This is a genomic window from Pseudoalteromonas sp. (genome assembly GCF_041629635.1).
Classification (GTDB): Bacteria; Pseudomonadota; Gammaproteobacteria; order Enterobacterales; family Alteromonadaceae; genus Pseudoalteromonas.
In genome coordinates, this window is the sequence record NZ_JBFKMX010000039.1 from 1 (window position 1) to 19394 (window position 19394).

General features: G+C 41.2%; 15 protein-coding genes and 1 pseudogene. 5 read left to right on the forward strand and 11 right to left on the reverse strand.

Features of this window, described 5'->3' with window-relative positions; all coding sequences use genetic code 11:
• The 4 genes and pseudogenes from ABYD77_RS07775 to epd form a co-directional block, all read right to left on the reverse strand.
• Positions 1 to 296 (reverse strand): annotated as a pseudogene (locus ABYD77_RS07775) (collagen-like protein); the annotation flags it as partial.
• Positions 297 to 458: 162 nt separating this feature from the next.
• Positions 459 to 1523 (reverse strand): class II fructose-bisphosphate aldolase, encoded by a 1065-nt coding sequence (gene fba, locus ABYD77_RS07780; RefSeq protein WP_010560999.1) that lies wholly within the window; start codon positions 1521 to 1523, stop codon positions 459 to 461.
• A gap of 162 nt (positions 1524 to 1685) precedes the next feature.
• On the reverse strand, positions 1686 to 2861 hold the full coding sequence (locus tag ABYD77_RS07785) for a phosphoglycerate kinase (protein ID WP_372768642.1): 1176 nt from the start codon (positions 2859 to 2861) through the stop codon (positions 1686 to 1688).
• Between the two features lie 62 nt (positions 2862 to 2923).
• Complete coding sequence (gene epd / locus ABYD77_RS07790) at positions 2924 to 3937, reverse strand: erythrose-4-phosphate dehydrogenase (RefSeq protein WP_372768644.1); 1014 nt, start codon at positions 3935 to 3937, stop codon at positions 2924 to 2926.
• A 284-nt stretch (positions 3938 to 4221) separates the two neighbouring features.
• Between epd and ABYD77_RS07795 the strand changes: the two genes are divergently transcribed.
• Positions 4222 to 5301, forward strand: a complete 1080-nt coding sequence (locus ABYD77_RS07795) for a cytochrome-c peroxidase (protein ID WP_372768645.1) — start codon at positions 4222 to 4224, stop codon at positions 5299 to 5301.
• 43 nt (positions 5302 to 5344) lie between these two features.
• Here the strand turns inward: ABYD77_RS07795 and map are convergent, their stop codons facing one another.
• From map to tkt, 4 genes are all read right to left on the reverse strand, one after another.
• On the reverse strand, positions 5345 to 6121 hold the full coding sequence (gene map, locus ABYD77_RS07800; protein ID WP_372768647.1) for a type I methionyl aminopeptidase: 777 nt from the start codon (positions 6119 to 6121) through the stop codon (positions 5345 to 5347).
• Positions 6114 to 6317 (reverse strand): ParD-like family protein, encoded by a 204-nt coding sequence (locus tag ABYD77_RS07805; RefSeq protein ID WP_372768649.1) that lies wholly within the window; start codon positions 6315 to 6317, stop codon positions 6114 to 6116. Before ABYD77_RS07805 ends, map begins: the two co-directional genes overlap by 8 nt.
• 109 nt (positions 6318 to 6426) lie before the next feature.
• Positions 6427 to 7059 carry a hypothetical protein gene (locus ABYD77_RS07810; protein ID WP_372768651.1) on the reverse strand — a complete coding sequence of 211 codons (633 nt, stop codon included), beginning with the start codon at positions 7057 to 7059 and terminating at the stop codon, positions 6427 to 6429.
• 183 nt (positions 7060 to 7242) lie between these two features.
• Positions 7243 to 9234 (reverse strand): transketolase, encoded by a 1992-nt coding sequence (tkt, locus tag ABYD77_RS07815; RefSeq protein WP_372768653.1) that lies wholly within the window; start codon positions 9232 to 9234, stop codon positions 7243 to 7245.
• A 342-nt stretch (positions 9235 to 9576) separates the two neighbouring features.
• Between tkt and metK the strand changes: the two genes are divergently transcribed.
• Complete coding sequence (gene metK, locus ABYD77_RS07820; protein ID WP_372768655.1) at positions 9577 to 10764, forward strand: methionine adenosyltransferase; 1188 nt, start codon at positions 9577 to 9579, stop codon at positions 10762 to 10764.
• A 107-nt stretch (positions 10765 to 10871) separates the two neighbouring features.
• Positions 10872 to 11816, forward strand: coding sequence for a hypothetical protein (locus ABYD77_RS07825; RefSeq protein WP_372768657.1), 945 nt, complete (start codon positions 10872 to 10874; stop codon positions 11814 to 11816).
• Between the two features lie 122 nt (positions 11817 to 11938).
• Here the strand turns inward: ABYD77_RS07825 and ABYD77_RS07830 are convergent, their stop codons facing one another.
• Together ABYD77_RS07830 and ABYD77_RS07835 are read right to left on the reverse strand one after the other, a co-directional pair.
• Positions 11939 to 12535, reverse strand: coding sequence for an START domain-containing protein (locus tag ABYD77_RS07830; RefSeq protein ID WP_372768659.1), 597 nt, complete (start codon positions 12533 to 12535; stop codon positions 11939 to 11941).
• A gap of 1 nt (position 12536) precedes the next feature.
• Complete coding sequence (locus ABYD77_RS07835; RefSeq protein WP_372768660.1) at positions 12537 to 14057, reverse strand: CYTH domain-containing protein; 1521 nt, start codon at positions 14055 to 14057, stop codon at positions 12537 to 12539.
• A 218-nt stretch (positions 14058 to 14275) separates the two neighbouring features.
• Between ABYD77_RS07835 and ABYD77_RS07840 the strand changes: the two genes are divergently transcribed.
• Entirely contained in the window at positions 14276 to 14920 is a 645-nt protein-coding gene (locus tag ABYD77_RS07840; protein ID WP_372768662.1) for a TIGR04211 family SH3 domain-containing protein, read from the forward strand.
• 40 nt (positions 14921 to 14960) lie between these two features.
• On the opposite strand, the gene ABYD77_RS07845 is transcribed toward ABYD77_RS07840, so the two are convergent.
• Complete coding sequence (locus tag ABYD77_RS07845) at positions 14961 to 15449, reverse strand: winged helix-turn-helix transcriptional regulator (protein WP_372768664.1); 489 nt, start codon at positions 15447 to 15449, stop codon at positions 14961 to 14963.
• 143 nt (positions 15450 to 15592) lie between these two features.
• Between ABYD77_RS07845 and putA the strand changes: the two genes are divergently transcribed.
• The gene (gene putA / locus ABYD77_RS07850) at positions 15593 to 19393 is read left to right on the forward strand and encodes a bifunctional proline dehydrogenase/L-glutamate gamma-semialdehyde dehydrogenase PutA (protein WP_372768666.1); all 3801 of its coding nucleotides are present in this window, start codon (positions 15593 to 15595) and stop codon (positions 19391 to 19393) included.
• The last annotated feature ends 1 nt before the right edge of the window (position 19394 follow it).

Genomic DNA, 19394 nt, shown 5'->3' on the forward strand with positions numbered 1-19394 from the left:
ATTAAATCAACAACAGCTTCAGCACCTGAGCTATTTATTGCAAAAATAGTTTGTGACGCTTTATGAAAAGCGACAATCTCTGCTGCACCTTCAGGCGATTGTGCATTAAGTACTGCGCGTCCAACTAACTTTATGTCGAGTAAGTTTGTTGCATTTAAACCATCAACGCCATTGCTGCCATCTGCGCCATTTGTTCCTTGGGCACCTGTAGCTCCGTCTTTTCCGTCATCGCCATCCAATGAACAACCAGATAATGCAGCCAATACTGTAATCGCTAGCAACGATCGTTTAATCATTTTTATATTCCTAAAATAGTTGTGATACAAATCAACCAATTATTAGGCAAGAGAAAGATGAATAAGCTGTGACAGCTGTTTGATGTTTTTATTGCACAAAAAAAGCGTTTATATGAGTTATATAAACGCTTTGCTTGTTAAAGGAAGTTGTATAACTTGATGTTATTTAACTTGTTGGTTTAACTCACCAGCAAGGTATTTTTCATGCATTGCATCAAGTGAAATTGGTTTGATTTTAGCTGCTTGACCAGCTGTACCAAATGCTTCGTAACGCGCAACACAGATTTCAGTCATTGCTTTTGTCGCTTCAGCTAAGAACTTACGCGGGTCGAAGTTTGCAGGGTTGTGTGCAAGGTGACGACGAATTGCACCGGTTGATGCTAAACGTAAGTCAGTGTCGATATTTACTTTACGAACGCCGTGCTTAATACCTTCAACGATCTGCTCAACTGGCACACCGTAAGTTTCAGGGATCTCACCACCAAACTCGTTGATCACAGCTAGCCACTCTTGCGGTACTGATGACGAACCGTGCATTACTAAGTGAGTATTTGGAATACGTGCGTGAATTTCTTTGATGCGGTTAATTGCAAGAATGTCGCCCGTTGGTGGACGTGTAAACTTATACGCACCGTGTGAAGTACCACATGCAATCGCAAGTGCATCAACACCTGTTTGCTTAACAAAGTCAGCTGCTTCTTCAGGATCAGTTAATAGTTGATCTTCAGTTAGCTTACCTTCTGCACCAATACCATCTTCTTCGCCTGCTTCACCCGTTTCTAATGAACCAAGTACACCTAGCTCACCCTCAACTGACACACCACAGGCGTGCGCCATTTCAACGGTGCGACGTGTTACATCAACGTTATACTCGTAGCTTGAAGGGGTTTTACCATCTTCAAGTAGTGAGCCGTCCATCATTACTGATGAAAAGCCTAATTGGATTGAGCGTTGGCAAACTGCTGGTGATGTACCGTGATCTTGGTGCATAACTACTGGAATGTGAGGCCATTCTTCAATTGCCGCTAAAATCATATGGCGGATAAACGGCGCACCGGCGTATGCACGCGCACCTGCTGAACCTTGAACGATAACAGGACTGTTTGTCTTGTCTGCTGCTTCCATAATTGCACGCATTTGCTCTTGGTTATTCACATTAAACGCTGGAACACCATAACCATTTTCTGCCGCATGGTCTAATAGCTGACGCATACTGATTAAAGCCATTTTGCTTTCTCCAATTTTTGATGGCACCTAACGCCATCGAGTTTGAACGGATAGATTTGTTTATTGCCAAGTAACCACAGATTTTGAGAGAGATATGATTACTTGGCTTTTTATTCAGTTACTTAGATTTAATTCAATTAACCTAAGTATAGCGTGCACAAATTATTTCGCGCGCGCTTCTAACATTGCTACAGCTGGTAACTGCTTGCCTTCTAAGAATTCTAAGAAAGCACCACCACCTGTTGAAATGTATGAAATTTTGTCTGCCACTTCATATTTATCAATTGCTGCAAGGGTGTCACCGCCACCAGCAATTGAGAATGCATTTGACTCTGCAATCGCATGTGCAAGTGCTTTGGTACCTTCACCAAATTGGTCAAATTCAAATACACCTACAGGGCCGTTCCAAACAACAGTACCTGCATTTTTGATAATCTCAGCAAGTGCCTTCGCTGAATCTGGGCCAATATCAAAAATCATGTCGTCTGAATCAACATCTGCAACTGACTTTAATGTTGCTACAGCTGTTTCTGAGAACTCTTTACCAACAACTACATCAGTTGGTACTGGAATATCGCCACCCGCTGCTTTTGCTGCGTTAGTTAGCTTATTTGCTTCATCAATTAAATCAGCTTCATAAAGTGATTTACCAACGTTATTGCCCGCAGCTGCAATAAAGGTATTTGCAATACCACCACCACATACTAACTGATCAACTACACTTGAAAGCGACTCAAGTACCGTAAGTTTAGTTGATACTTTTGAACCACCCACAATCGCTACAAGCGGGCGCGCTGGGTTATCAAGTGCTTTACCAAGGGCATCTAGCTCTGCTGCAAGTAAAGGACCTGCACAGGCAATATCAGCGTATAAACCAACACCATGAGTAGATGCTTGTGCGCGGTGCGCTGTACCAAATGCATCCATTACATACACATCACACAGTGCAGCTAATTTTTTAGCTAAAGCTTCGTCGTCTTTTTTCTCGCCTTTGTTGAAGCGTACGTTTTCAAACACAACCACTTCGTTGTCTTGAACGTCAACACCATCAAGGTAGTCTTTTTCTAGGCGAACAGTTTGCTCTAATACGTCATTTAAATAGTTAACAACCGGTAGCATTGAGAATGCTTCATCATATTCGCCTTCTGTAGGGCGACCTAAATGCGACATAACCATTACTTTTGCGCCTTTTTCTAAGGCTAATTTAATGGTTGGTAACGATGCACGAATACGCGCATCACTGGTTACTTTACCGTCTTTTACTGGAACGTTTAGGTCTTCACGAATAAGCACGCGCTTACCTTGTAAATCTAAATCAGCCATTTTAATGACAGACATTTGAGCTCTCCTTTAACATAAAAAAACCGCAAATTTGTTAGCAAACTCACGGTTATCTAAATCTAACTTTTTAGTGCCATCGCTTCGGCAGTATCTAGCATACGGTTGGCAAAACCCCATTCGTTATCGCACCAAGCTAAGATTTTTACTAAGCGCTTGTGGCTTACACGGGTTTGCGTACCATCGATAATCGACGAATGGCTATCGTGGTTAAAATCAACCGATACTAATGGCTCTTCGGTATAACTAATAATACCGGCCAAGTGTTGATGCTCTGCATCTGAAAGTACTTTATTAACTGTTTCAATTGTTACATCAGTATTCAGTGTGACACTTAAATCCATAGCTGTAACATTGATGGTCGGTACACGCACTGCAATGGCTTCAAAGCGGCTTTTAAACTTAGGCAGAATACGTTCGATACCACGTGCTAGTTTTGTATCAACTGGAATAATCGATTGGCTCGCAGCTCGCGTACGACGAAGGTCACTGTGATAGGCATCAATCACTTGCTGATCATGCATTGACGCGTGAATCGTAGTAATCGCGCCCGACTCAATACCAAACGCATCATCAAGTACTTTAATCACTGGCACAATACAGTTAGTGGTACACGAACCGTTAGAGACGATAGTGTGCTCTGCTTTTAATTCACCGTCGTTTATGCCGAAAACAATGGTGGCATCCATATCGGCATCGGCGGGTTGTGAGAACAATACTTTTTTCGCGCCAGCATTTAAATGTAGTTCAGCATGTTCACGTGAGTGATATACACCCGTGCATTCAAGCACCACGTCTACATCCAATAAACCCCAAGGCAATTCATTTGGATTTTCTTCAGCAAATAACTGAATTAAGTCACCATTTACTGTGATGGCATCTTGTTTTAATTGCACAGGAAACTTAAAACGACCATGAGAAGTGTCGTATTTTAATAAATGTGCGATACCTTTAGCGTCTGCTAACTCATTAATCGCAACAATTTGAATGTCGTTAGTGCGACCAGCTTCATATAAAGCTCTTACGATATTTCGTCCGATTCGACCAAAACCATTAATTGCAATTTTGATTGCCATTAAGTTTTTTTTCCTAACAGTGCAATGCACTTTTCACAAATGGTGAGAGGGTTATGGGCGAGTATTCTAAAGCAAAGAATTTCATTTCGATAGTGAAAAAATTTTATTCTTGGATTAGCAAATATAATGACACCGGTTACTTCCTAGGTATATCAAGGGATCCAGTAATTTCAATCGTTTCGCAAAGATTTAGATTACAATTTAAAATCGGGATTAGACCTTTTTTTGACACCGGTTTCCTTACACTTATTTATGCAAATTAACTGTTTTATTGAGTTGTACAAATGCGTAAATACATATCCGTTTTATTGATAACTTGTTCTTTATTTTCCTTAACATGCTGTGAAGAAAATCAGCAAACTTCAACTGATAACCAAACGCGCGACTATACAAGTTTATTTTCCGCTTTACCCCTACAAATTATCTACCCTACTGATAATCCATACTCAGAAGAAAAAGAAATACTTGGAGAATTTCTGTTCTGGGATCCTATTCTGTCAGGTGCACAAAATGTTGCTTGCGCATCTTGCCACCACCCAAATTTTGGCTGGGCTGATGGGCGCGCTTTTTCCATTGGCTCTGATGGCGTTGGGCTTGGGCCTCAGCGTTACGGTAATGAAACAACACCAATACACTCTCCATCGATCATTAATATGGCGTTTACAGGACTCACAATGGATACACAATTGAATGAGTTTGTTTCTGGTCCTTATTTTTGGGATTTGCGAGCAACTACGTTAGAAGAACAAGCTATTGGCCCCATAAAAAATCCCGTTGAAATGTTAGGTTATCATTATTCTGAGGCTGAAATTTTTGATGAAATCAAATATAGGTTAACAAATATTCCGGAGTACATTGATTTGTTTAGTGTTGCTTTTGAGGGAGATGACGTTATTACTGAAACCAATATTGCAAAAGCCCTCGCGACTTTTCAAAGAAAAATAATCGCTAGCAACTCACGTTTTGACCTATTTTTAAGAGGTGATATCAATGCACTTTCTGAAAGTGAGATCATTGGCTTAAACAAATTTATTGATGTCGGCTGTGCTGACTGTCATAACGGCCCCTTACTCTCTGATAATCAGATTAGGCAAGATGAGAAGGTAATTGAAACGCTTGATGCAGTTCGCACACCAAGCTTACGTAACATCAGTCAAACTGCGCCTTACATGCAGGATGGCTCGCAAGATACCTTAAACAATGCAATCTCACTCTATGAAGACCGAGAAGACTTAGGTGTAAATATTAATGAAGTTGATTTTAATGATATTGAAGTGTTTTTACGTACCTTAAATTCACCTGTATATGATCATATTCCAGAGCGTGTTCCTAGTGGGCTTCCTGTTGGCGGCAATATAAATTAACCCATTAAACCATGGCAGTAACGGACGTTCACTGCCTTAACGTTCAAGTAACAATTTCTTCCTGTCTTAAAGTCAGTACCTCAAAACCATCTTTGGTTACCAGTACTGTATGTTCCCATTGCGCTGAAAGTTTTTTATCTCGGGTAACTACAGTCCAACCATCGGATAGGGTTTTGGTTTTTGATGTACCTTGGTTAACCATTGGTTCGATAGTAAATGTCATGCCTTCTTGAAGAGTCACACCACTCCCTTTTTTACCAAAATGAAGTACTTCAGGTGCTTCATGCATTTGTTGACCAATACCATGACCGCAATACTCTTTTACCACGGTATACCCTTGTTGCTCTGCATGTTGTTGAATTGCCGCGCCGATATCGCCCAATTTTGCACCCGGTTTTACCTGTTTTATCGCAAGCCATAGTGCCTCATAAGATGTATCAACCAAGCGTTTTGCTAAAGGCGCTACATCGCCAATACAGTACATTTTACTGCTATCAGCAATAAAGCCATTTTTCTCTAAGGTAATATCGATATTTATGATATCGCCATTTTTAAGCTTTTGTGTGCTACTGGGTACACCGTGACAAACCACTTCATTTATCGATGGATTAAGTACATATCTGAAACCATATTGGCCTTTACTAGCGGGGCGCGCATTTAGCGTATTGGTAATATAGTCTTCAACAAAATTATTGATATCTAAAGTCGACTGACCAATTGCAATATAGTCATCTAGCGCTTCGAATACTTTAGCAAGCAATTGCCCTGATGTTCGCATAAATGCTATTTCAGAAGGGTTTTTAATTATTATTTCACTCATTACTGATTCCTTGTAACGCGAATTCGCGTAGCAATTCCTTTTCCATTATTTCAGCAAAGGTCAAATTTGGATTACGTTCAGCGAGGCGCCCTACTTTTATCCAAAATTCAGCTTGAGAGTTGATAGAACGCACCATTACGGTGCTAGCATGACGAATTTCGTCATGTAATTGATCGGAAATTTTTACAATACCCATAGCTTTGCTTAAAACCAAATATACGTTTTATATATAATACGTATATATTTTATATAATAGCAATAAAATGGCGCCAATGGCGCCATTTTGGGCTGGGTAACAAATGAAATTATCTTGGCAGATTTTTGCTTAACTTTTTGTTTCTATTCATTACATCACTGTAATAACCATGAAGCGCTTCGCTTAACTGCCCTTCTTGGCGCTTTAACTTCTCTGCTTGTGAAATATTTTGCTGCTTTAACGTTACATTTTCAGCACGTAATTGATTTATTAAGTCGCCTTGCTGCTGCACTTTGGCTTTTAAATCTTCTACGCTATGAAGTGACTCTTTAATCAACGCATTTAACTCTTCGTTGCGTTCATTGAGCTCACGACAGTGGTGTTTCATAACTGATTTACTCATGTTGGCTTCTTCAACCTGCTGCTGTAAATCATGTAATTTAGCTGTTAGTTCAACACTTGGCTTTTTCTTAGCGTCTGCTAACTGCTCCATTAGTGTTTCAAGCATGGCATTTGAGTTTTCCCACTCACGCTCAATAAGCTGTACATGTTTAATGATCATGGCATGATCATTTTGTAGCTGCGCAAATTGCTGCTGCTTTTCCAATAACAGTGTTTTCTGCTGAATTAGTTGCTCTGTCAGTGCTTTTTCATGTGCACGTTGCGCAAAAGAGGTAATATTTGCTTGTACGGGATCTGCACCATAAACAAGTTCAGGTGCATTTTGTTCAGAGGTAACCATCTCCCTTTCCTCGTTTTTATACCTATCAAAAGTTGGTCAAATTTTAGCAAGAGGATTGCTTTGGGGAGTTTGATCTAAATCAGTTTTTATAAGTAAGAATCGTTATCAAAGAGTAATCTATTGCGCTAAATCAAAAAAGCGATGCACTTGCATCGCTTTTGATTATTATAGCTTTTTTTGCAACTATACGAGTTGATTTGCTTTCGCTACGATATTTTCAACCGTAAAACCAAAGTGCTTAAATAGCTCATTTGCAGGTGCTGATTCACCAAATGTTGTCATACCTACAACCGCACCATTTAAACCAACATATTTGTACCAGTAATCTTCAATACCCGCTTCTACTGCAATGCGCTTAGTTACCGCACTTGGTAGTACTGACTCTTTATACGCCGCATCTTGTGCATCAAATAAATCAGTTGATGGCATAGAAACAACACGTACTTTTTTATCTTGAGCGCGAAGTTCAGCTGCTGCTTGCATTGAAAGTTCAACTTCAGAACCTGTCGCAATCAGAATAACCTCAGGCGTACCATCACAGCTTAATACGTAACCACCTTTGCGAACATTTGCTAATTGCTCAGCAGTACGCGTTTGCTGTTGTAAACCTTGACGGGTAAATACCAGTGATGTTGGACCATCTTTACGCTCAATCGCATCTTGCCATGCAATTGCAGACTCAACTTGGTCACACGGGCGCCAGTTAACTAGGTTAGGCGTTAAACGCATGCTTGCTAGTTGTTCAACTGGTTGGTGCGTAGGACCATCTTCACCTAAGCCGATTGAATCGTGCGTATACACAAAGATTGAAGGCTGCTTCATAAGCGCCGCCATACGTACTGCGTTACGCGCGTATTCCATAAACATAAGGAACGTTGCACCGTAAGGAATAAAGCCTTTGTGAAGCGCAATACCATTCATAATTGCAGACATACCAAATTCACGTACACCGTAAAAAATGTAGTTTCCTGATGCGTCATTTGCGGTTAAGCCTTTTGAACCTTCCCAAAGCGTTAAGTTTGAACCAGCAAGGTCAGCAGAACCGCCCATAAATTCAGGTAGCATAGGACCAAACGCATTGAGTGCATTTTGTGATGCTTTACGTGTTGCTGGGTTGTCAGGGTTTGCCTGAAGGCCTTCAATATATGCTTGTGACTTCTCAGCCCAATCAGCTGGTAATTCACCTTTTTGACGACGTTCAAATTCTGCCGCTAGTTCAGGGAAATCCGCTTTATACGCATCAAACTTTTCAGTCCAAGATGCTTCTTTCGCGGTACCCGCTTCAACCGCATTCCAATCAGCATAAATATCTGCAGGAATATCAAATGCACCGTGCTCCCAGTTTAAGAATTCACGTGCAGCTTGAATTTCAGCATCACCCAGTGGTGCACCGTGACAGTCGTGGCTACCTGATTTATTCGGTGAACCATAACCAATCACTGTTTTACAACAGATTAATGTAGGCTTGCCCGTTTCAGCACGCGCTTCATCAATTGCTGCGCGAATAGCTTCGCTATCGTGGCCATCTACGTTACGTACAACATGCCAACCGTAAGATTCAAAACGCGCCGCTGTATCGTCAGTGAACCAACCTTCTACTTCACCATCGATTGAAATACCATTGTCGTCCCAAAACGCTACTAGCTTACCAAGGCCTAAAGTGCCTGCCAGTGAACAAGCTTCGTGAGAGATACCTTCCATAAGGCAGCCATCACCTAGGAAACAGTAAGTGAAGTGATCAACGATATCGTGACCTTCACGGTTAAATTGGTGCGCAAGTGCTTTTTCAGCAATTGCCATACCGACCGCGTTAGTAATACCTTGGCCTAATGGGCCTGTCGTTGTTTCAACACCTGGTGCATAACCGTATTCAGGGTGACCCGGTGTTTTAGAGTGCATTTGACGGAAGTTTTTAATTTCCTCAATTGGAAGATCATAGCCAGATAAATGCAGTAAAGAATAAATTAGCATTGAGCCGTGACCGTTTGACAGAATAAATCGGTCGCGATCAGCCCAATCAGGGTTTGCTGGATTATGGTTTAAATAGTCGCGCCATAGCACTTCAGCAATGTCTGCCATACCCATTGGGGCACCTGGGTGGCCAGACTTGGCCTGTTGCACAGCGTCCATAGATAGAACGCGAATAGCATTTGCTAGTTCTTTACGTGACGGCATGGATTTTCCTACCTCATTATTTGTTTGCTGTCATAATTTGGGTACATTGCCTACTGGTATTGTGTATGCAAAAATCCAATACAAATAGGTCAATGTACCCACGCAGTTCTATTCTTACCTATAAGCACACGCGGAGCAATGGAAAACCGTCTATAATCTAGCTTCTTTATGCATAAAATATGATAGTTACAGTGAAGAATTTTCACTTTATATTTTTTTTAGACGTCTAGGCGTAAAATTATTGTTTGCTGCGTCGATATTCGTTAGAATACGCGACCATTTATTTTGAACCTGCGCAAATCCATGTGGCAACGCGCATTTTTGTGAGTGAGTAGAAATACCATGGCAAGAACTTTATTTACTTCTGAGTCAGTATCTGAGGGTCATCCGGATAAAATCGCTGACCAAATTTCTGATGCGGTTTTAGACGCAATTATCGCACAAGATAAGCACGCGCGTGTTGCCTGTGAAACAATGGTTAAAACAGGTGTTGCAATTATCTCTGGTGAAGTTACAACTGACGCTTGGGTAGACCTTGAGTCAATCACGCGTAAAGTAATCACTGATATCGGTTACACATCATCTGACGTAGGTTTTGACGGTGACACGTGTGGCATCATGAACCTAATTGGTCAGCAATCACCTGAAATCGCACAAGGTGTAGACCGCGCTAAGCCTGAAGAGCAAGGTGCTGGTGACCAAGGTTTAATGTTTGGTTACGCAACTAACGAAACACCAACATTAATGCCTGCGCCACTTTACTACTCTCATTTACTTGTAGAGCGTCAAGCGCAAGCACGTAAGTCAGGTATTCTTCCTTGGTTACGTCCTGATGCAAAATCTCAGGTAACGTTTGTATATGAAGACGGTAAACCTGTTGCAATCGATGCAGTTGTACTATCAACTCAGCACAACCCAGACATCGAGCAAGATGCACTAGTAGATGCGGTAATGGAAAACATTATTAAGCACACGCTACCGGCTGAGCTTTTAACTGAGAATACTAAATACTTCATCAACCCAACTGGCCGTTTCGTAATCGGTGGTCCAGTAGGTGACTGTGGTTTAACAGGTCGTAAGATCATCGTTGATACTTACGGCGGTATGGCACGTCACGGTGGTGGTGCTTTCTCTGGTAAAGATCCATCAAAAGTTGACCGCTCTGCTGCATACGCAGGTCGTTATGTTGCTAAGAACATTGTTGCGGCTGGTCTTGCTGATAAGTGTGAGATCCAAGTTTCTTACGCTATCGGTGTTGCTGAGCCAACGTCTATCACTATCGACACATTCGGTACTGGTAAAATCTCTGAAGAGAAATTAGTAGAGCTAGTACGTGAGCACTTCGACTTACGTCCTTACGGTATCACTAAGATGCTTGACCTACTTCACCCAATGTACCAAATGACTGCAGTATACGGTCACTTCGGTCGTGAACCGTTTGAAATGACGGTTGGTGAAGATACATTCACAGCATTCAGCTGGGAAAAAACAGACAAAGCTGACGCTCTTCGCGCCGCTGCTGGTTTATAATAACCGTCTGATTGAAAAAAAGCGCCACTGGCGCTTTTTTTATACCTGTAATTCAGTTAGTTGGTAAGATAATCGCTCTAGCAAGAAAAAATAAAAATGGTGAAGTTATGTACCTTTCAATTAAGCATTACCCTGAAATAGCAAACAATACTAACCAACAAAGAATTACGCGTATTGCAAAACCCTATATTGTTTCACCCACGATTGTTTACGTTATCCATTGTGTCGTCTTTCTAGCCCTCATCATGATAGACATACCCAGTGTGCAACAACTGCATCCTTTTATTCTAAAAACAGGTTTATTTATTTTTTATTTGATGGGCATGTATTTTGCTGGCATTAATACATGGCAGCGCAAGCAGTTTTTAACACACCTTGATGATATAAAGGCAAAGTCAGAACAATCTGATATTGCACTTGCACAATCATCTTTATTTAATTATTGGCAAGACTATCAAGTATCTAAAACCTTTATCGTAACGGCCCCTAGTTACTCACGGATGCATACTTTTGAGTTTGGTTACTTAAGCCTTAGTGAAAACGGTGAAAAAGCGATGATCCGTGTATTAGAAGACGAAAACTTAGCGTCAAGCCAGCTAAAAATAGCTGTTTTAAATGAGCAAGTAATCCCTGCGGTAATTACAGAAAATACAAGCGTAGTCTTAACCATAGCGGAACAACCAATAAATGGCTCCATTTGTAAAATTAACCAAGTAACAAAACGTAAATTCGCTGCAAATCAATTAGCAATTAACTTTACAGAAAAGTTACTGGTGGTAGAGTTTGAACAATTGCCACATGAATTATCACTGATATCCAGTGTAACAAACCCGCAAACCAACCTAACCTATCAACTAAAACTAATTGCCGTAGATAATCAAGATTATGTGGTATATAAAATCCTCGATGAGAATATCTCACGTCCGCTAATGAGTGCAGATTTAATCGTTTTTAACAACGATAAACAACAACGAGCTCATGTGCTTGGTTTTTCTCAACTTGCCACGCATTTCGGCAATCAATACTCATTACAAAGTGGTGAAATACGCTAATAAAAATCAGCCTATTGGCACTAGACAAACTAATACACGCATTGAATTTATTTTAATAGGCATTAGCAATGCTTACTTTTTTAGCCGAAAGCCATAAAATAATCAGCTGAAAATAATCTAGATTAATTGCAAGAATATAACTTCAGCCGCTCTCTCATTTTTTTGAAGGTTTTAAACACGTTTGATTTAGCAACAGAATTCCCTAGCCAATATGGAATTTTACCCGCAGGATCAGCAATAGCTTGGTACTCAATCGAAATCGAATTTTGACTACCTTGATTAATCACCCAACTCGCTTCAACATGCTCAATACGAATATAGTTATCTTGCATTGGGTACACATTCGGTGCTGCTTGAATGCCTATTTGCGTTTGTGAATTGGAAGTTCGAAAAATACGTGAATACGTGACCATATCGCGGTTTTGAATCGGCCATGGTGCATTAAATCGCGTGTATACAAGATGTTCATCGGGTGATGGTGATTCAATTACCTTAACGCTTTGAGCACTACTCAGCCACTGTTCAGCATTTTGCGTGTCTAATAATAATGCTTCAAAGGATGCCAAACACCCTTCGGTTAACATATAGGCTTTTAATTTAAGCAATCCATTTGGCAAGGCGTGCTGATAAACTTCAATCCCATGTTTGTTTTTAACTCGCTGCCACTCTAATGCACTCAGTTCAGGGCAAAAGAGTAACAGCAACAGTAAAAGACGCATATTACTGCCAATAAGGCTCCAACTTTTGGCTGGCAAGGCGGCTGTGTTCCATTGCAGCAAGTAAACCATCATTTTTCTGTGCTAACCAAAGCAAAATACCAGTAAAGCGCTCTGGTTCTTGCTGTGATTCACAAAGCTGTTTTAAATAATCATAAGTCGCTAATTCATCCATACCATGAATAATATCGAGCCAAGGCCCTCTAAACTCATCGCGCAGGGAGCCTTCAAATAACTGGCCCAAACAACAGCCGCTTAATAAATTACGATGTAATTTCTGACGTTTTTCGATGTAGCTTTCAGCACTCACCACATCATGCGGTAATAAATGCTGCATTTCTTGCCAATCATTTTCGAATAACTTAGCTGCAATTTCTTTAACTGGCGTACTGGCAGCAACAATTTGCTCTTGCCCCCAATCATCTCGCCAACGCTTTTCAATGAGAAAACGCGTTAAATTCAAAATAAGTTGGTTGTAACGAGGACTTTGAAAAATCGCTTTTAAACACTTTCGCGATGGCTGCTCAGATTTTAATTTATCAATAACTTGAACAAGCTCGGGTGCAGCCGATATACGTTTGTAAAACACGTGTTTTTTAGACGTAAACATACGTAACTGAATAGCGGTTTCAACCCAAGAAAAAGTCTCTAACAACCATTTTAGTTCTTTACGCAATGACTTAGTAACTTGTTTATCGGCTACTTGCTCAAACAACCAAAAGCTATGGCGAATAAGGCTCACACCATCAACAATGCGCTTTAAGGTTTTGAGTTTTGGCGCATCGATATAACACTGCTCATGTTTTTGCACAAACTCAATACCGTATTGCAAACACTTCTCAAGCGCTTGCTCTTGCGTTGCCGTTTCATCAAGTTGTACATAGCCTAAAAAGGTATCTGCAACTAACGGTGCATCGTCCGCTAAACGATAACCACGTGCAGCCTTGCTGTACAAACCTAAACGTACTTCACTGCAATTTATCAGTTTGCTTGCCAATTCAAATAACTCAGCTCGTTCGCCGCTGATTAATTCCATTTCAACTTCACAAATGGGTACACTTTGCCCTAGAGCTGAAATATCCCCTTTATCGAGTACCAATTCTATTTCAGTACCCGATTCGGTTTCCAATACCCAAGTGCGGCGAATAAAGTTAGTATTAAAAATTGAAAATAAATTTTCACTAATCGCGTTTGGCTCAATAGCCGCAGGCCAAATAGCACTATCGAATAACGCAATATTGGGCCGCGAATTATTAATCGGCACATTGAATTCAGGGCGTTGGTGAAAGCCACCTACTACTTTACCTGCAAGCTTAATTGTCTGTTCACACTCTCCATCAACACAACGCGTACGCAGACCAATATCGAGCGCTCTAAGCTCTCGACTTGGAGTGTCAAAGTAGGCGTTTTGTAAATTACGAGAAGCTTTATTACTGACTTTTTTTGAAAACTGGGTAATCAGTGCTGGCAGTTGAGAAATAACTTGTTCTGAAACTAAAAATTTCAGCTCAATTTCAGTATCCATTAGCTGGAGGATTGACCTATTTTATTAGCAAAGTCTAAGTAAAACTAAATCTGCGTTTAAATGCAACCTTTTAAGTCACCACTTGTAAACAACAGCTAAATAATTTGAAGCCTTAATGCATCTCGCGCAATTGCCTTTATCGACTTGCTATTACACTGCTAAATCCATACTATGAAGCCTCACTTACTGGACAATAACAATTAAAACAGGATCTTCCCATGTTTAAATCGATTGCTGGGTTTCTTTTATTTGCAAGTTTGAGCACAGCCATCCAAGCCGAAACGACAACCGAAAACGATACGGCGACTGAAGTAATTGAAGTACAAACTTCAGAATCATCGGTATCTTCAACTGCTTATATTACTGACAACTTATTTGTATATATGCACTCAGGTCCGGGCAAAAATTATCGTATTCTTGGTTCTGTGCAAGCGGGCACCGAACTACAACTACTCGATGAAAATAAAGAATCTGGCTACAGCCAAGTAAAAGATAGCCGCGGTCGTACAGGCTGGATTGATAAACGCAATATCAGCAAGCGTCCCGGTTTAGCACAACAAAACGCTAAGTTAAAAAGCCAACTAGCAGAATTACAAGCTGAGCTTAACTCTGCTCAGCGAGATATGCCTTTATTACGCCAATCAACCAATGAACTAGAACTCAAAAACCGCGAACTGAGCGCTGAAATTGAAAATTTAAACTCACAAATTGCAAATTCGCGCAATCAAAAGCAACAAACCTCTGATAAGCAGCAAAAACAACTGCTGATTTATGGTGGTGGTATAGCGTTTATCGGCATTCTTATGGGTATTATAATTACATTAGTGCTATCGCGCCGCAAACGTTACGACGGTTGGGCATAAACGCCTAATGTAAAAAAAAAGCGCTCTATTAGCGCTTTTTTTATTCGTCTATTTTGACGGTCAAACCATTATCTTGTTTGACATGTTCGATCACCATGTAAGTTCGATTAGTACCTACCCCGGGGATATCAACAATTTTACCAAGCACCTCACGGTATTCAATCATATCGCCTACTCGTATTTTTAATAGATAGTCATAACCACCTGCCACCATATCGCACGATACAACTTGCCCTATTTGTAAAATATGCTGTTTAAAAATATCAAATGCCGCTTCGGTTGATTCTTTTAACGTTACCTCAACGTGGGCAACCACATTTTGTTTTAACTTTGTTGCATTTAAACGGGCACCATAACCTTCAATGTAACCGTCTTCTTCTAACTTTTTAACCCTTTCAAGGCATGGACTTGGGCTTAGGTTGACCTGTTTTGCTAAATTTACATTCGAAATTCGGCCATTTTTTTGTAAAGCATCTAAAATTGCTAAATCGATGCGATCGAGCACTCGGGTTTTTATAGAGGTGGTCATACAGAATATTATTCGGCATCTTTTGAACTATTCCCTGTAAATTACCGGATATAGCCAAAATACGCCAGCACATTCTGCTGAAAAGAATTTACACTACGCCCCTATTTTAGAAATTTTACCTATTTTATTTTGAGGGTTTCTTTATGCTTTACAATGGTGACTTAACTACCAAATGTCCGATCCGTCAGCAGATCCGTGACTTTTACCGTATTGATGAAGACCAAGTAATTGACCATATTCTGCCGCTTGCGGAAGTTGGTGTAAGTGCTCGTAGCCGCGCATGGGAACGTGCTCGCCAAATGGTTTTAAATATTCGTAACGACCAAGAAGGTCAAGGTGGTGTTGATGCACTGCTTAACGAATATTCATTGTCTTCTGAAGAAGGCGTGGTGTTAATGTGCCTTGCAGAAGCCCTACTTCGCGTGCCAGATAAAGAAACTCAAGACAGCCTAATTCGCGACAAGCTAGCGAACGGTGATTGGAGCTCTCACTTAGGTAATAGCGATTCTCTATTTGTTAATGCATCAAGCTGGGGCCTTCTTTTAACCGGTAAAATGGTTAACTATGCTGACAAAAATAAAGAAGACCAATTTGGTTTATTAAAGCGCACTATGGGTCGCATTGGTGAACCTGCTATTCGTAAATCAGTACAATATGCCATGAAGATCATGGGTAAGCAGTTTGTAATGGGTACCACCATTGAAGAAGCTGTTGAACGTGCGAAAGATAAAGAAGCAAAAGGCTACGCATATTCTTACGATATGCTTGGTGAAGGCGCGCGTACCATGGCTGATGCAGAGCGTTACTTCAACAGCTATAAAATGGCAATTCACGTAATTGGTAAGGCAGCTAATGGCCGTGGTCCAATTAAGAGCCCTGGTATTTCAGTAAAACTTTCAGCTATTCACCCACGCTACGAGTTCACACACCGCGAGCGCGTAATGGAAGAGCTAGTACCAAAACTGAAGGAACTTGCGCTAACAGCAAAGCAGTACGACATTAACTTTACAGTTGATGCGGAAGAAGCTGACCGTTTAGATATCTCTTTAGACATTATTGAAGCAGTATTCTCAGATGATGCTTTAGGTAACTGGGCTGGTTTCGGTCTGGCGGTTCAGGCATACCAAAAGCGCGCTATCTTTGTAATTGATTGGCTAGAAGCGCTTTGTCGTCGCGTAAACCGTAAGATGATGGTTCGCCTTGTAAAAGGTGCATACTGGGATACTGAAGTAAAAATGACGCAAGCGGATGGCCTTGAAGACTATCCTGTATTTACTCGTAAAGCGACAACTGATGTATCTTACAAAGCCTGTGCGATTAAATTAATGAAAGCACGTGATGTAATTTTTCCACAGTTTGCAACACACAACGCATACTCTGCGGCAACAATTTTAGAACTGGCTGATGGCAATTACTCTAACTTCGAATTCCAGCGTCTGCACGGTATGGGTGAGTCGCTTTATGACCAAGTTGTAACTGAAGATCGCGTTCAGTGCCGTGTTTATGCGCCAGTTGGTCACCATGAAGACCTACTTGCTTACTTAGTTCGTCGTTTACTTGAAAATGGTGCTAACTCGTCATTCGTAAACGCGATTGTAGATGAGTCGCAACCAGTTGAATCACTACTTGAAGATCCAGTAGAAAAAATTCAGCGCGTACGTAACAAGCGTAACCCGCAAATTGTATTACCAAAAGATTTATACGGTAGCGAGCGTCAAAACTCAAAAGGTTTAGATTTAACCAACATCAACCATATCACGCCATTTAAGGCAAACTTAGATAAGTGGGTTGCTGAAAACCTAATGACCCATGCTGATGTGCCAGAAGGTCATGAAGCGGTTATTAACCCAGCTAATCACGCTGAAGTGCTTGGTTTTATTCGTCACCAAGACGAAGCAGAGATGAAAGCGTTAGTAGATACAGCAGAAGCCGCTTTCCAATCTTGGTCACAAACACCGGTTGCTGAGCGTGCTGATATTTTGCGTCGCACCGCAGACATTTTAGAGCGTCACCGTGATGAACTAATCGCGCTGTGTATTAAAGAAGCAGGTAAAGTTGCACAAGACGGCGTAGATGAAGTACGTGAAGCGGTCGATTTCTGTCGTTACTACGCAGCACGCGCCGAAGAACTTGCAGCTGATAGCCGTTTCTCACCTCGCGGTGTAATTTTATGTATCAGCCCTTGGAACTTCCCGCTTGCGATTTTCCTAGGCCAAGTAGCTGCAGCAATCGCTACTGGTAACTCAGTAATTGCAAAACCAGCTGAGCAAACATCACTTGTTGCACTTCGTACCATTGATTTAATGCGTGAAGTTGGTTTACCAGAAAACGTAGTTCAACCTGTTATTGCGCGAGGTAGCAAAGTTGGTCAGGTAATTATTCCTGACGAGCGTGTACAAGCGGTAATGTTTACAGGTTCAACTGAAACAGGCACGCGCATTGCACAAACGCTTGCTGAGCGTGGCGGCGACCAAGTACCTCTCATTGCAGAAACAGGCGGTCAAAACTGTATGATCGTTGACTCAACTGCACTTCCAGAGCAAGTGGTTGACGATGTAATTTCTTCAGGTTTCCAATCTGCAGGTCAGCGCTGTTCTGCACTACGTGTACTATTCGTACAAGAAGAAATCGCAGATAAAGTAATTAAGATGATCAAAGGTGCAATGAAAGAATTGCATGTTGGTGACCCTGCTTACTTCTCAACAGATGTTGGTCCTGTAATTGACCAAAAAGCACTTGATGCCCTGAATGAGCACGTTGAGTACTTAAAAGACAAAGCGACACTTCATTTTGAATGCCCAATTCCGGCAGATAATGAAGATGGTCACTTCTTCTTTGCACCGCGCTTATATGAAATCAGTGACCTATCAGTACTAACGAAAGAAGTATTTGGTCCGTGTGTACACGTAATCCGCTTTAAAGGTACTGAAATTGATAATGTTATCAACCAAGTAAATAGCACTGGTTTCGGTTTAACTATGGGTATTCATACCCGTATCGAAGAGCGCGCTGAGTACCTAGCAAAACAATCTCGTGCAGGTAACATTTACGTAAACCGTAATATGATCGGTGCAGTTGTAGGTGTGCAACCATTTGGTGGTCGCGGACTATCAGGTACTGGCCCTAAAGCAGGTGGTCCAACTTACTTAACACGCCTAGTAAAAGAAAATGCTGCACCTGAAAACGTTCAAGCAACCAATATCAATCTTGATGGTGAAGTAATTGCAGATGACAACCACGCAGTTGAGCGCGTTAATCAGCTTATGGTTAACTCAATTCGTGATGAAAAAACATGGCGTGCAACCAGCTTAAACGACCGCATTTCAGTATGTCGTCAAATGCTTGCGAAAATCGCGCAAGTTGAAATTATGGATAAACTTGCTGACGACTTAACTCAAACAATTGCGGACGCGAGAAGTCAGTTAGACCGTATTGAAAAACGTTTAGCGAAAGGTACTGTACTGCCAGGTCCTACAGGTGAATCAAATACGATTTACCTAGAGCCTCGTGGTTGTGTTGTTTGTTACGCCGATAAAGATACCTCGTTTAACTTCTGGGTACTTTCTATCGTAACGGCAATTGCAGCAGGTAATACGGCAATTACTGTTGTTTCTGATTTATTCCACGAAGAAGCGTTAGCATTCCGCCAAAAGCTGATTGCATGTGGTGTTGCAGAAGGCGTATTACAAGTTGCTAAGCTCTCTGAGTTAAATGCAACGCTTGCGCACCCGCATGTTGCAGGTGCAGTAATTGGCAGTGGTTGTGAGCGTAAAGCGTTAGTGAACGAAAAACTAGCGGCACGTTCTGGTGCAATTTTACCAGTAATCAGTGCTCAGTATTACGACACGCTAATCAACCGCCTAGTTACTGAAAAGACAGTGAGCATTGATACCACAGCATCAGGTGGTAACACGTCACTTATGACATTAACTGACGCGGACTAAT

Coding starts and splice junctions, on each gene's coding strand:
- fba (WP_010560999.1), bottom strand. CDS start 1,523: ATGGCTTTAATCAGTATGCGTCAGCTATTAGACCATGCGGCAGAAAAT.
- ABYD77_RS07785 (WP_372768642.1), bottom strand. CDS start 2,861: ATGTCTGTCATTAAAATGGCTGATTTAGATTTACAAGGTAAGCGCGTG.
- epd (WP_372768644.1), bottom strand. CDS start 3,937: ATGGCAATCAAAATTGCAATTAATGGTTTTGGTCGAATCGGACGAAAT.
- ABYD77_RS07795 (WP_372768645.1), top strand. CDS start 4,222: ATGCGTAAATACATATCCGTTTTATTGATAACTTGTTCTTTATTTTCC.
- map (WP_372768647.1), bottom strand. CDS start 6,121: ATGAGTGAAATAATAATTAAAAACCCTTCTGAAATAGCATTTATGCGA.
- ABYD77_RS07805 (WP_372768649.1), bottom strand. CDS start 6,317: ATGGGTATTGTAAAAATTTCCGATCAATTACATGACGAAATTCGTCAT.
- ABYD77_RS07810 (WP_372768651.1), bottom strand. CDS start 7,059: ATGGTTACCTCTGAACAAAATGCACCTGAACTTGTTTATGGTGCAGAT.
- tkt (WP_372768653.1), bottom strand. CDS start 9,234: ATGCCGTCACGTAAAGAACTAGCAAATGCTATTCGCGTTCTATCTATG.
- metK (WP_372768655.1), top strand. CDS start 9,577: ATGGCAAGAACTTTATTTACTTCTGAGTCAGTATCTGAGGGTCATCCG.
- ABYD77_RS07825 (WP_372768657.1), top strand. CDS start 10,872: ATGTACCTTTCAATTAAGCATTACCCTGAAATAGCAAACAATACTAAC.
- ABYD77_RS07830 (WP_372768659.1), bottom strand. CDS start 12,535: ATGCGTCTTTTACTGTTGCTGTTACTCTTTTGCCCTGAACTGAGTGCA.
- ABYD77_RS07835 (WP_372768660.1), bottom strand. CDS start 14,057: ATGGATACTGAAATTGAGCTGAAATTTTTAGTTTCAGAACAAGTTATT.
- ABYD77_RS07840 (WP_372768662.1), top strand. CDS start 14,276: ATGTTTAAATCGATTGCTGGGTTTCTTTTATTTGCAAGTTTGAGCACA.
- ABYD77_RS07845 (WP_372768664.1), bottom strand. CDS start 15,449: ATGACCACCTCTATAAAAACCCGAGTGCTCGATCGCATCGATTTAGCA.
- putA (WP_372768666.1), top strand. CDS start 15,593: ATGCTTTACAATGGTGACTTAACTACCAAATGTCCGATCCGTCAGCAG.